At 71.4% G+C, this 12,366-nt stretch carries 11 protein-coding genes; 2 read left to right on the top strand and 9 right to left on the bottom strand.

Annotation, left to right across the window (positions count from 1 at the left end; all coding sequences use genetic code 11):
• Nucleotides 1–11 precede the first annotated feature (11 nt).
• Complete coding sequence (locus tag DRB89_RS09270; protein ID WP_112450642.1) at nucleotides 12–992, bottom strand: helix-turn-helix domain-containing protein; 981 nt, start codon at nucleotides 990–992, stop codon at nucleotides 12–14.
• Between the two features lie 130 nt (nucleotides 993–1,122).
• Here DRB89_RS09270 and DRB89_RS09265 point away from each other — a divergent pair, with 130 nt between their 5' ends.
• Nucleotides 1,123–2,046, top strand: a complete 924-nt coding sequence (locus DRB89_RS09265; RefSeq protein WP_112450641.1) for an NADP-dependent oxidoreductase — start codon at nucleotides 1,123–1,125, stop codon at nucleotides 2,044–2,046.
• A gap of 76 nt (nucleotides 2,047–2,122) precedes the next feature.
• On the opposite strand, the gene mnmA is transcribed toward DRB89_RS09265, so the two are convergent.
• Nucleotides 2,123–3,256 carry a tRNA 2-thiouridine(34) synthase MnmA gene (mnmA, locus tag DRB89_RS09260; protein ID WP_112450640.1) on the bottom strand — a complete coding sequence of 378 codons (1,134 nt, stop codon included), beginning with the start codon at nucleotides 3,254–3,256 and terminating at the stop codon, nucleotides 2,123–2,125.
• 70 nt (nucleotides 3,257–3,326) lie between these two features.
• Here mnmA and DRB89_RS09255 point away from each other — a divergent pair, with 70 nt between their 5' ends.
• Nucleotides 3,327–4,004 (top strand): peptidoglycan recognition family protein, encoded by a 678-nt coding sequence (locus DRB89_RS09255; RefSeq protein ID WP_112450639.1) that lies wholly within the window; start codon nucleotides 3,327–3,329, stop codon nucleotides 4,002–4,004.
• Between the two features lie 43 nt (nucleotides 4,005–4,047).
• On the opposite strand, the gene DRB89_RS09250 is transcribed toward DRB89_RS09255, so the two are convergent.
• From DRB89_RS09250 to DRB89_RS09220, 7 genes are all read right to left on the bottom strand, one after another.
• A complete protein-coding gene (locus DRB89_RS09250) occupies nucleotides 4,048–5,211 on the bottom strand; it encodes a cysteine desulfurase family protein (protein ID WP_112450638.1) in 1,164 nt (387 codons plus the stop codon).
• Nucleotides 5,212–5,362: 151 nt separating this feature from the next.
• Entirely contained in the window at nucleotides 5,363–6,223 is an 861-nt protein-coding gene (locus tag DRB89_RS09245) for a thioesterase family protein (RefSeq protein WP_112450637.1), read from the bottom strand.
• 57 nt (nucleotides 6,224–6,280) lie between these two features.
• Nucleotides 6,281–6,937 (bottom strand): trimeric intracellular cation channel family protein, encoded by a 657-nt coding sequence (locus DRB89_RS09240; protein ID WP_112450636.1) that lies wholly within the window; start codon nucleotides 6,935–6,937, stop codon nucleotides 6,281–6,283.
• A 190-nt stretch (nucleotides 6,938–7,127) separates the two neighbouring features.
• The gene (locus DRB89_RS09235) at nucleotides 7,128–8,228 is read right to left on the bottom strand and encodes a dipeptide ABC transporter ATP-binding protein (RefSeq protein WP_112452114.1); all 1,101 of its coding nucleotides are present in this window, start codon (nucleotides 8,226–8,228) and stop codon (nucleotides 7,128–7,130) included.
• 5 nt (nucleotides 8,229–8,233) lie between these two features.
• On the bottom strand, nucleotides 8,234–9,310 hold the full coding sequence (locus tag DRB89_RS09230; RefSeq protein ID WP_204358108.1) for an ABC transporter ATP-binding protein: 1,077 nt from the start codon (nucleotides 9,308–9,310) through the stop codon (nucleotides 8,234–8,236).
• 89 nt (nucleotides 9,311–9,399) lie between these two features.
• Nucleotides 9,400–10,401, bottom strand: a complete 1,002-nt coding sequence (locus DRB89_RS09225) for an ABC transporter permease (protein ID WP_112452115.1) — start codon at nucleotides 10,399–10,401, stop codon at nucleotides 9,400–9,402.
• 183 nt (nucleotides 10,402–10,584) lie between these two features.
• Nucleotides 10,585–12,351: an ABC transporter substrate-binding protein gene (locus DRB89_RS09220; RefSeq protein ID WP_112452116.1), complete on the bottom strand. Its 1,767-nt coding sequence runs from the start codon at nucleotides 12,349–12,351 to the stop codon at nucleotides 10,585–10,587.
• Between the last annotated feature and the right edge of the window lie 15 nt (nucleotides 12,352–12,366).

Raw genomic sequence — 12,366 nt, 5'->3', positions numbered from 1 at the left:
GTGACGGACCATCAATGGTGCGTGGGTAGAACTGAGTTGGGCTGGAAGGTGCGGCGGTAGGCGATCGGGGAGACACCGAGGGACGCCCGCATGTGCTGGCGCAGGGAGTTGGCTGAGCCGAATCCCGACCGGTGGGCGACCAGGTCCACGGGAAGATCGCTGGACTCCAGCAAGTGGCGGGCGACTTCGAGGCGTTGGACGGTGAGCCACTGGACCGGGGTCATGCCCACCTCGTCGCGGAACCGCCGGGTGAAGGTGCGCAGGCTCATCCGGGCGTGGGCGGCCAGTTCGGCGAGCGCGACGGGCTCGGCAAGGCGTTCCAGGGCCCAGGCGCGGGTGGCGGTGGTGGTGGCGAGGGTGGGTTCCGGGACGGGCCGGTCGATGTACTGCGCCTGGCCGCCGTCGCGCCACGGCGGTACGACGCACAGGCGCGCCGCGCGGTTGGCCACGGCCGTGCCGTGGTCCTGGCGGACCATGTAGAGGCAGAGGTCCACGCCGGCGGCGACCCCGGCGGAGGTCAGGATGTCCCCGTCGTCGACGAAGAGCACGTCCTCGTCGAGCTTGACGCGCGGGAAGGCCCGCTGAAAGGCGGGCGCCTTGATCCAGTGCGTGGTGGCGGGCCGGCCGTCGAGCAGGCCGGCGGCGGCGAGCACGTAGGAGCCGGTGCAGATCGACACCAGCCGGGTGCCGGGGCGGATCGCGGCGAGGGCGTCCGCGAGCGGCCGGGGCAGGGGTACGCCCTGCTCCAGCGCCATCATGACGTTGGTCGGCGGGATGATCACCGTATCGGCGGCCGCGAGGGCCTCGGGCCCCGCCGAGACCCCGACCGTGAAGCCCGCGTCGCTGGTCACGGGCTGCCCGTCGACGGTGCAGACGGTCACCTCGTAGAGCGGCTTCCAGGAGTCGTCGACGGCGTTGCCGAACACCCGGGAGGGCATCCCGAGCTCGAACGGAGGGACGCCTTCGAGGGCGAGTACGGCGATCCGGTGCATGGCCAGATCCTGTCACAGGGTGGCCTTACGGCCAATACCGCGGCCTTGCTCCGCAGCCGAAGCTGGTCCGGCAGCAGCACCGGACAGACCGCGCCGGACACCAGCACCTGACACACCCGAGGAGAAACACATGCGCGCCATCGTCGTCAGCCAGTGGGGCGGACCCGAGGTACTCACCGAGACCGAGCTGGACCGGCCGGAGCCGGGCCCGGGCGAGATCCTGGTACGGGTCCACGCGGCCGGGGTGAACCCGGTGGACTGGAAGGTCCGGGCCGGCGGCACCTTCGTCCCCTGGGAGCCGGCGCTCGTCCTGGGCTGGGACGTGTCCGGCACGGTCGAGGCCGCCGGCCCCGGCGTGACCCTCTTCCAGCCGGGCGACGAGGTCTTCGGCATGCCCCGCTTCCCGCTCCCGGCGGGCGGCTACGCCGAGTACGTCACGGCCACGGCCCGGCACTTCACCCGCAAGCCGGCCGCGATCGACCACGTCCAGGCGGCCGCGCTCCCGCTGGCCGCGCTGACCGCCTGGCAGGCGCTCACCGACACCGCCGGCGTGCGGCCGGGGCAGCGGGTCCTGGTACACGCGGCGGCGGGCGGCGTGGGGCACTTCGCCGTGCAGATCGCCAAGGCGCTCGGGGCGTACGTGATCGGCACCGCCAGCGCCGCCAAGCACGAGGTGCTCCGCTCGCTCGGGGCCGACGAACTGATCGACTACCGGACCACGGTGTTCGAGGACGCGGTGTCGGAGGTCGACGTCGTGATCGACGCCATCGGCGGGGACTACGCGGCGCGCTCCCTGAAGGTGCTGCGCCCCGGCGGGCACCTGATCACCCTGAACAGCCCGGACGACGTACCGGCCGGCGCGGAGGGCTTCCGCACCGGCTGGACCCTCGTGGAGCCGGACCACGCGGGCCTGAGGGCCATCGCGGCCCTCGTGGAGGAGGGGAAGCTGCGGCCGATCGTCGAGACGGTGCTGCCCCTGGCCGAGGCCGCGAAGGCGCACGAGATCGGCGAGCGCGGGCGCACCACCGGCAAGATCGTGCTGACGGTGGCCTGACCCGGCGCCCTTGGCCCCGGTCAGGGCCCTGGCCCGTCCCTGGCCTGTCCCTAGACCGTCCCTGGCCAGGGACGGTCTAGACGGCCGCCGTGGCCCTGGTCGTCGCGGCGATCGTGGCGGAGCCGACCACGCGGGTGCCGTCGTAGAGGACGATCGCCTGGCCGGGGGCCACGCCGCGGACCGGCTCGGTGAAGGAGACGCGCAGCTCGCCGTCCACGAGCTCGGCGAAGACCTCGGTCTCGCCGCCGTGGGCGCGCAGCTGCGCGGTGTACGTACCGGGGGCGGCGGGGCTGGAGCCGCACCAGCGGGGGCGGATCGCGGTGAGGGCGGTGACGTCGAGGGCCTCGACGGGGCCGACGGTGACGGTGTTGTTCACCGGGGAGATGTCGAGGACGTAGCGCGGCTTGCCGTCGGGGGCCGGGTGGCCGATCCGCAGGCCCTTGCGCTGGCCGATGGTGAAGCCGAAGGCGCCCTCGTGGGTGCCGACCTTCTCGCCGGTGGCCTCGTCGACGATGTCGCCCTCGGCCTTGCCGAGGCGGCCGGCGAGGAAGCCCTGGGTGTCGCCGTCGGCGATGAAGCAGATGTCGTGGCTGTCGGGCTTCTTCGCGACGGCCAGGCCCCGCTCCTCGGCCTCGGCGCGGATCTCGTCCTTGGTGGTGAGGGTGTCGCCGAGCGGGAAGAGCGCGTGGGCGAGCTGCTTCTCGTCGAGGACGCCGAGGACGTACGACTGGTCCTTGGCCATGTCGGAGGCGCGGTGCAGCTCGCGCGTGCCGTCCCCGTTCAGGACGACGGTGGCGTAGTGGCCGGTGCAGACGGCGTCGAAGCCGAGGGCGAGGGCCTTGTCGAGCAGCGCCGCGAATTTGATCTTCTCGTTGCAGCGCAGGCAGGGGTTCGGGGTGCGCCCGGCCTCGTACTCGGCGATGAAGTCCTCGACCACGTCCTCGCGGAAGCGCTCGGCGAGGTCCCAGACGTAGAAGGGGATGCCGATGACGTCGGCCGCGCGGCGGGCGTCGCGGGAGTCCTCGATCGTGCAGCAGCCGCGGGCACCGGTCCGGAAGGACTGCGGGTTCGCGGAGAGCGCGAGGTGGACGCCGGTCACGTCGTGCCCGGCTTCGACGGCGCGTGCGGCGGCGACGGCGGAGTCCACTCCGCCGGACATGGCGGCCAGGACGCGGAGGGGGCGGGGGCTGCTCGGCAGGTTCTCAGTCATAGCACCGTCCAGGGTACGGGGGAACCGGGCGGGGTCACAGCGCGTTATCGGTGACAGGGGGTGGATCACCATGGGCGGCAAGGGCGACAAGGGCGGTACGGGCAACAAAGGGCGGCCCGGGCGGACCCGCAGGGCGGTGCTGTTCGGCGGGCTCGGGGTGCTGACGGCCGCGGCGGTCGCCGGGCGCGACGAGATCGGGCGGGCCTGGTGGCTGGTGCCCGGGGTGTCCAAGCCGCGGAAGGACGGCGAGCTGGACCACGCGGGGGCTTCCTGGACGGCGGCCTCTCCGGCGAACTGGCGGCTCGCGGACCGGCCCGCGGACTACCGGGTGGACCGGATCGTGGTGCATGTCACGCAGGGCGGCTTCGCGTCCTCGGTGGACGCGTTCAAGAATCCGTTCCACCGGGCTTCGGCGCACTACATAGTCGACCAGGACGGCCACATAGAGCAGATGGTGCGCGAGCTCGATGTCGCCTTCCACTCGGGCAACCGCTCCATGAACGAGCGCAGCGTCGGCATCGAGCACGTCGGGTTCGTGGACCGGCCGAAGGACTTCACGGACGCGATGTACGGGGCTTCGGCGCGGCTCGCCGCCGACATCTGCAAGCGGTACGGGATACCCGCCGACCGCAAGCATTTCCTCGGGCACTCCGAGGTGCCGGGAGCCGACCACACGGACCCCGGCCGCCACTGGGACTGGGACCGCTACCTCCGCATGGTCAACGAGGCCGGCGCGGCGGGCGCCTAGTGCTGTGACCGGAAAGGTCCACCGGGTCACAGCACTAGACGGCCTAGCTGAGGCCCGCCGTGCGGGCGCGGGTCACGGCCGGGCCGATGGCGGCGGCCACCGCGTCGACGTCGGCCTTGGTGGAGGTGTGGCCCAGCGAGAACCGCAGGGTGCCGCGGGCCAGCTGCGGGTCGGTGCCGGTGGCCAGCAGGACGTGGCTGGGCTGTGCCACGCCCGCCGTGCAGGCGGAGCCGGTGGAGCACTCGATGCCCTGGGCGTCGAGCAGGAGCAGCAGGGAGTCGCCCTCGCAGCCGGGGAAGCTGAAGTGGGCGTTGGCGGGGAGCCGGCCGGCCGGGTCGCCGCCCAGGACCGCGTCGGGGACCTCCCGGAGCACGGCGGCGACGAGCTCGTCCCGCAGCGCGCCGATCTCGGCGGCGAACCGTTCGCGCCGCTCGGCGGCGAGCACGGCCGCGACGGCGAAGGCGGCGATCGCCGGGACGTCGAGGGTCCCGGAGCGGACGTGCCGCTCCTGGCCGCCGCCGTGCAGGACCGGTACGGGGCTCTGGTCGCGCCCGAGCAGCAGCGCGCCGATCCCGTACGGTCCGCCGACCTTGTGACCGCTGACGGTCATGGCGGCGAGGCCGCTGTCACCGAAGCGGACGTCGAGCTGACCGAAGGCCTGGACGGCGTCGGAGTGCAGGGGGATTGCGAACTCGGCCGCCACGGCGGACAGTTCGGCGATCGGCATGACGGTGCCGATCTCGTTGTTGGCCCACATGACGGTGGCGAGGGCGACATCGTCGGGGTTGCGCTCGATCGCCTCGCGGAAGGCTTCCGGGTGCACGCGGCCGTAGCGGTCGACCGGGAGGTACTCGACGCGTGCCCCCTCGTGCTCGGCGAGCCAGTGCACGGCGTCGAGGACGGCGTGGTGCTCGACGGGGCTGGCGAGGACGCGGGTCCGGGCGGGGTCGGCGTCGCGGCGGGCCCAGTAGAGCCCCTTGACGGCGAGGTTGTCGGCCTCCGTGCCGCCGGCGGTGAAGACCACCTCGCTCGGACGGGCCCCGAGTGCCTCGGCGAGGGCCTCACGGGCCTCCTCGACGGTGCGGCGGGCGCGGCGGCCGGCGGCATGCAGGGAGGACGCGTTGCCCGTGACGGCGAACTGCGCGGTCATCGCCGCAGCGGCCTCCGGAAGCATCGGAGTGGTGGCGGCGTGGTCGAGGTAGGCCATGATCCCCCGATTCTACGAGCCCCCCGCGACCCGGATTCCCCCGCGGGGCGCGGCCGGTGGTCCGGGACCCCTGCCGACGGGCGGCCGGCGGGCCGCCGGCGGGCGGCCGGCGGGCGGCCGGAGTGCTCCGCGGAGCGCTCCGGCCGACGCGTCAGGAAGGGATGCGGGGCGCGCGGGCGAGCTGGCGGGACTGGGCCACCAGGCGGTCCGCCGAGTCCCAGACCTCCGCGTCCTCCTCCAGGAAGCCGCCCGAGAGGTTGCGCGTGGTGATGGCGACGCGCAGCGGACCGGGGGCCGGGCGGTGGCGGACGTGGGTGGTGAGTTCCACCGTCGGGGTCCAGCCGACCAGGCCGAGGTCGAAGGAGGTCGGCGGGAGCGCGTCGACGGCCAGGAGCAGGGAGAACGGGTCCGCGTCGCGCCCGTCGGCCAGCTCGAACCAGGATCGCATCTCGCCCTTGCCCGAGGGCTGTCCGACCGCCCAGCCGGCCGTCGCCGGGTCCAGGCGCAGCCGGAGCCGGTCCACGATGGCGGAGCTGCCGGGGATCGGGGCCGGGCCGGCCTCGGGGCCGAGGCAGTCCTCGTACGCGGGGATGACGGGCGGCAGGGCCGTGGTGTGGACGGCGTCCGGGAGCGTCGCGAGGTCCCCGTAGGAGGCCAGGACGCGGATCCGCTCGACCTCGGCGCCGCTCTCGTCGTACTGGAAGAGGGAGGCCTGGCCGGTGGAGAGCGTGCGGCCGATCCGTACGACCTCGGTGCGGATCACGGCGGGGCCGGGCACGGACGAGGTCAGGTAGTGCGCGGAGACCGTGAAGGGGTCCGGGTGCGGCAGGGCCGCGGACAGGGCGCGGCCCACGAGGGCCAGCAGGTAGCCGCCGTTGACGGCGGTGATGATCGTCCACCCGGCGGAGAGGTCCGCGTCGTACACCCCGGGCTCGCCCGCGCGGGCGGTGACGGCGGTGTCGCGGTCGAACTCGCTGTCGCCGATGGAGGCCTTGGCAGCTGCGTGTGACATGGAACGAAAGTACACCGGGAACCTACTAAGCGGTAGCTTTGTTTGATTGCGGGCTCGTTACGGCTCCTCCGCCACCGCCGAGCGGCGGTTCCACGCGAGCGGCGCCCGCCAGTGGTAGCGGATGGCCAGCAGCCGCAGCACGAAGGTGGTGACGATCGCGAGGCCGGTCGTGATCCCGTTCAGGGCGTCGAAGCTGATGAACAGGGCCACCATCGAGGCGCCGATGACGGCCGGCACGGCGTACATCTCCCGGTCGCGCAGCAGCGACGGCACCTCGTTGACGAGTACGTCCCGCAGCACGCCCCCGCCGACGGCCGTGGCCACGCCGAGCGCGGCGGACGCGGTGAGGCCGAGGCCGAACTCGTAGGCCTTCGTCGTGCCCGTCACGCAGAACAGCCCGAGGCCGGCCGCGTCGAAGACGTTGATGGCGCGGTTGATCCGCTGGACCTCGGGATGCAGGAAGAAGACCAACGCGGCGGCGATCAGCGGGGTGACGAAGAAGCCGAGGTCGCCGAAGGCGGCGGCGGGCGTGGCACCGATGACGATGTCGCGGAACAGGCCGCCGCCGAGGGCCGTGACGAGCGCGAGGACGACGATGCCGAAGACGTCGAAGTTCTTGCGTACGGCGAGCAGGGCGCCGGCCGTGGCGAAGACGAAGATGCCCGCGAGGTCCAGGCCGTGCTGGATTCCGGGCGGGAAGAGATCGTGGAGCACGGGCCCATTGTGCCGGTCGCCTGGCGGCGTGCCCGAACGGTGGGTCCCGGGCCGCGGGCGGCCCGGGGCCCCGACCCGCCTCGGGGGCGGCCGTCGTCGGGTGCGGCGCCGCTGGATCGGCCGGACTCGCCGGCGGGGCTGGATTGGGCGGGCTTGCCGGCGGGGCTGGATTGCCCCGCCGGGGGGTGGGTCAGACCGTGGGGGTGGAGACGGCTTCCGTCGCGCCCGGGAGGGCGGGGTCGTTCGGGGACTGGTCCGGGGCGTTCTCCGGGTGGTGGCAGGCCACCTGGTGGCCGGTCTTCAGCGCGACCAGCGGCGGCTCCTGCGTCGTGCAGACCTGCGTCGCCTTCCAGCACCGCGTGTGGAAGCGGCAGCCGGAGGGAGGGGAGATCGGCGAAGGGACGTCGCCCTTGAGCAGGATGCGGCCGCTCTTCGCGCCGCGCCGCCTCGGGTCCGGCACCGGCACGGCCGACATCAGCGCGGTCGTGTACGGGTGCATGGGCGCCTCGTACAGGGACTTGCGGTCCGCGAGCTCGACGATCTTGCCGAGGTACATGACCGCGATCCGGTCCGAGACGTGCCGGATGACCGACAGGTCGTGCGCGATGATCACGTACGTGAGGCCGAGCTCCTCCTGGAGGTCGTCCAGCAGGTTGACCACCTGGGCCTGGATGGAGACGTCCAGCGCCGAGACGGGCTCGTCCGCGACGACCAGTTTCGGCTTGAGCGCGAGCGCCCGCGCGATGCCGATGCGCTGGCGCTGACCGCCGGAGAACTCGTGCGGGTAGCGGTTGTAGTGCTCCGGGTTGAGGCCGACCAGTGCCAGCAGCCGCTGCACCTCCGCCTTGAGGCCGCCCTCGGGCGAGACGCCCTGGAGCTTGAAGGGCGCGCTCACGATGGTGCCGACCGTGTGCCGCGGGTTCAGCGATCCGTACGGGTCCTGGAAGATCATCTGCACATCGCGGCGCAGCGGGCGCATGCCGGCCACGCTCAGGTGCGTGATGTCCTTGCCCTCGAACTCGACCTTGCCGCCCGTCGGTTCGAGCAGCCGCGTGATCAGCCGGCCCATGGTCGACTTGCCGCAGCCGGACTCGCCGACGATGCCGAGGGTCTCACCGCGCCGGACGTCGAAGTCGATGCCGTCGACGGCCTTCACGGCCCCGACCTGGCGGCGCAGCAGCCCCTTGGTGATGGGGAAGTGCTTGACCAGGCCGGTCACCTTCAGCAGCGGCTCCGGGGAGTCCGCCGCCTGGGCGGGGACCGCGGCCGCGCCCGTACCCGTCTTCTTCATATCGGTCACAGCTTCGGCGCAATCTCTTCGGTCCAGATCCGGTTCCGCTGCTCCGGGGAGAGGTGGCAGGCGGCCCAGTGCCGGCCGTCACCGTCCGCCGATCCCTCGACCAGCGCCAGTTCGGGCCGCTGGGTACGGGTGATGCCGCCCTTGGGGAGGTCGGCGTACGGGCAGCGGGGGTGGAAGGCACAGCCGCTCGGGATGTTTATGAGGCTGGGCGGCGAGCCCTTGACCGGGATGAGGCGCTCGGTCTGGTCGCGGTCGATGCGGGGCATCGAGCCGAGCAGGCCCCAGGTGTAGGGGTGCCGGGGCTCGTAGAAGATCTTCTCGGCGCTGCCGCGCTCGACGCACCGGCCGCCGTACATCACGAGGATGTCGTCGGCCATCTCGGCGACCACGCCGAGGTCGTGCGTGATCATGATGACCGCGGAGCCGAACTCCTTCTGCAGATCGCGGATGAGGTCCAGGATCTGCGCCTGGACGGTGACGTCCAGGGCGGTCGTGGGCTCGTCGGCGATGAGCAGTTCGGGGTTGTTGACCAGCGACATCGCGATCATCGCGCGCTGGCGCATGCCGCCGGAGAACTCGTGCGGGTACGAGTCCACGCGCTGCTGCGGCTCCGGGATGCCGACGCGGTCGAGCATCTCGACCGCCCGCTTGCGCGCGGTCTTCTTGTCGACGTCGTGGTGGGTCCGGTAGGCCTCGATGATCTGCTTGCCGACCGAGTAGTACGGGTGCATCGCGGAGAGCGGGTCCTGGAAGACCATCGCCATCTTGCGCCCGCGCAGGGTGCGGACGTGGTCCGCGTCGGCCTGGATCAGGTCCTCGCCGTCGAGCACGACCTCGCCGGAGATCTCCGGCCGGTTGCGGACGTGGCCGGTGCGGTGCAGGCCCATGATGGCCAGCGAGGTGACCGACTTGCCGGAGCCGGACTCGCCGACGATGCCGAGGGTCTTGCCGCGCTCCAGGTCGAAGGAGAGCCCGTCGACGGACTTGACCAGGCCGTCGTCGGTCGGGAAGTGCACCTTGAGGTCGCGCACCGAGAGGAAGGCCCGGTCCCGCGCCGCGCCCTGCTCGGGCACGAAGGCGGGGCCGGACGCGGGCGCGGACGCCGATGTGGACGCGGACACCGCGGCGGACTCGGATGCGGCGTCGGTGGTGTGGTTCTCGGTCACGTCAGCCTCACGCGCGGGTCGATGACGGCGTACAGCAGGTCCACGATCAGGTTGGCCAGCACCACGAAGAGCGCGGAGAGCAGCGTGACGCCCATGATCACCGGAAGGTCGCCCGCTCCGATCGCGCCGACGGCGGCCGTTCCCAGGCCCTGGAAGTTGAAGGTCGTCTCGGTGAGCACCGCGCCGCCGAGGAGGCCGCCGAGGTCGAGGCCGAACATCGTGACGATCGGGGTGAGGGTGGAGCGCAGGGCGTGCTTGCGGATGACCACGCCCTCCTTGAGCCCCTTGGCCCGGGCGGTGCGGATGTAGTCCTCGCCGAGCACCTCCAGCATCGTGGCGCGGGTGATGCGGGCGTAGGTGGCGGCGAAGAGGAAGGCCAGGGTCACCCAGGGCAGGATCAGGGAGTTGAGCCAGGCCAGCGGATCCTCGGTGAGCGGTCTGTAGTTGGAGACGTCCAGCCAGCCGAGGCTGTAGACGAAGACCGCGGGGGCCACCATGCCGGTGAAGAAGATCGGCAGCGAGACTCCGGCGAGCGCACCGATCATGACGGTGCGGTCGACCATGGTGCGGCGTCTGAGCGCCGAGATCACACCGGTGGCCACGCCCGCGATCACCCAGATGACGGCCGCCCCGAGGGCGAGCGAGAGGGTGACCGGCATGCGGTCGACCATGGTGTCCCAGACGGGGACCTCGGTCTTGAAGGAGTAGCCGAAGCACGGTGCCGCACAGTGCGTGATCTCCGTGCCGCCGTCGTAGTCCCGGCCGGCGAAGATCCCCTTCATGAAGATCAGGTACTGCTCGGAGATGGGCTTGTCGAAGCCCATCTTCACCCGGATGCCCGCCAGGGCGGTCGCGTTGGTCTCGCGTCCGGCGTACATGAGCGCCGGGTCGCTGCCGGTCAGCTTCGGGACCGCGAAGAAGATGCCGAAGGTGACCGCGGAGACCACCAAGAGCGTTGCGGCGACGTTGAAAAGTCGCCGTATGAGGTAGACGAGCACTGCAGTCGGCCGCTCGGGCCGGCGCCCGCCGCCCCTTGTGGGGACGGCAGCCGCCGCCTGCGGCCTTCACCTGCCCTTCGGACTAGCGCATGTGCGGTGAAGGCGAACCAGCTGTGTCTGACGGGTCTGGAGCCCGGGGCCGCCCGGCCGGGCCGGGCGGCCCGGGCTCCTGGAGCGTCCCGGCTACTTCACGACGCCGATGGTGGCAAGGTCGATCTTGCCCATCGAGTCGTTGAAGTAGACGTTGGTCAGGCGCGGGTTGTGGTAGACGAAGGCCTTGTCGAAGTTGATCGGCAGGTAGAGGGCCTTCTCCATGATCTTCTGGTTGATCTGGGTGTAGAACGGCGCGGCGGCGTCCGGGGTGGCGGCCGAGGCGGCGGTCTTGAACAGCCCGTTGATCTCAGGGTCGTTGATCATGCTGAAGTTGTTGTTGGCGTTCGGCAGGATGAACGAGCCGTCGACCAGCGGCTGCAGGTAGCCCGAGCCGGAGTTGTAGTCGGCGCCCCAGCCCATCACGATGATGCCGTAGCCCTTGGCCTTCACGTTCTCGGGCGAGCCGATGACGGAAGAGGAGAGCTTGCCGTCGTACTGGTCGATCGTGACCTTGATGCCGACCTTGTCGAGCGCCGCCTGCAGCGACTCCGCGGTCTTCACCTCGGGGGCGCGGTTGTTGCGGACCGCGATCGTGGTCTGGAAGCCGTCCGGCTTGCCACAGGCCTTGAGGGCCTCCTTGGCCTTCTCCAGCTGCGGCTCGCCCTTGGTCAGGTTGTACGGGTCGTACTTCTTGTCCGAGCCGGGGATGCCGGGCGGCAGCATGTTCGCGCCGAGGTCACCGCTGGTCGGGCCGCCGCGGGCGGTCTGCAGGGACTTGGGGTCGGCCGCGTAGATGACGGCCTTGCGGCACTCGACGTTGTCCAGCGGCGCGACGGTCGTCGGGAAGACGAAGTAGCGGATGTAGCCCGTGAACGGGTTGTCCGCGTTGGCCTTGAGCGCCTCGTCCTTGAGGACCTTGTTCTTGCCGGCGGCCTGCATGCCCGTGCCGTCGACCGCGAGGTCGATGTCACCGGAGAGCAGGCGCGCGTCCATGTCGTCCGGGTTGGTGGTCACCGTCATGGAGATCTTGTCCGGCAGACCCGTGCGGATGGTGTCCGTCTTCGGGTCCCAGTTCTCGTTGCGGACGAGGGTCGCGCCCTTGTTCGCCGTGAACTCCGAGATCTTGTACGGGCCGCTGGAGACCGGCTTGTTGGTGTACGTGGCGCCCGTGTCCTTGGCCGCCGGGACCGGCGAGGAGGACGGCATGGCCAGCAGGTACTTGAAGTCGGAGTTGGCGCTCGCCAGGTTGAAGACGATCGTCTTGTCGTCCGGCGTCTGGACGGACTTCAGACCCATCTTGTCCGGGTCGGTGTCCTTGTACGGGCCGGGGTACTTCTGGCCCTGGTCGAGGATGTCGATCAGGTAGGTGGGACCGCCGGACAGCACGTCCTGCGCGAAGACGCGCTCGATGCCGTACTTGAAGTCCTTCGAGGTGATCGGCGTGCCGTCCTCGAACTTCACGCCGTCCTTGATCTTGACGGTGTACGTCTTGCCGTCGTTGCTCAGGACCGGGTCGGCCGCGGCGAGGTCCGGGACCAGCTTGGTGCCCGCCTCGCCCGGCTTGCTGTCGTACGCGAACAGCTGGCGGATGTAGAGCCGCTGCATGTTCCAGACCCAGCCGTAGTAGGCGCGGGCCGGGTCGAGGTAGTCGACGTCCTGCGGGGTCCAGAGCTTGAGCTCGCCGCCCTTGGTCGTCGACGGGTTCACGACGGCCGTGGTCGCCGCGTTGAAACCGCTGGCGGCGGCCGGCTTGCCCTCCGAGGGCTTCTTGTCCTCCGCGCTGTCACACGCCACAGCCGACAGCGACAGGGCAGCGACCACGGCGGTGGCCGCGAGTGCCTGCTTTCTGCGAATCACGTTGGTCCAACCTCC

Origin of the sequence: Streptomyces sp. ICC4 (assembly GCF_003287915.1) — a bacterium.
GTDB classification, from domain to species: domain Bacteria; phylum Actinomycetota; class Actinomycetes; order Streptomycetales; family Streptomycetaceae; genus Streptomyces; species Streptomyces tritrimontium.
Note: the sequence above shows the minus strand (reverse complement) of the source record. Positions and strands in the feature narration are given on the sequence as shown.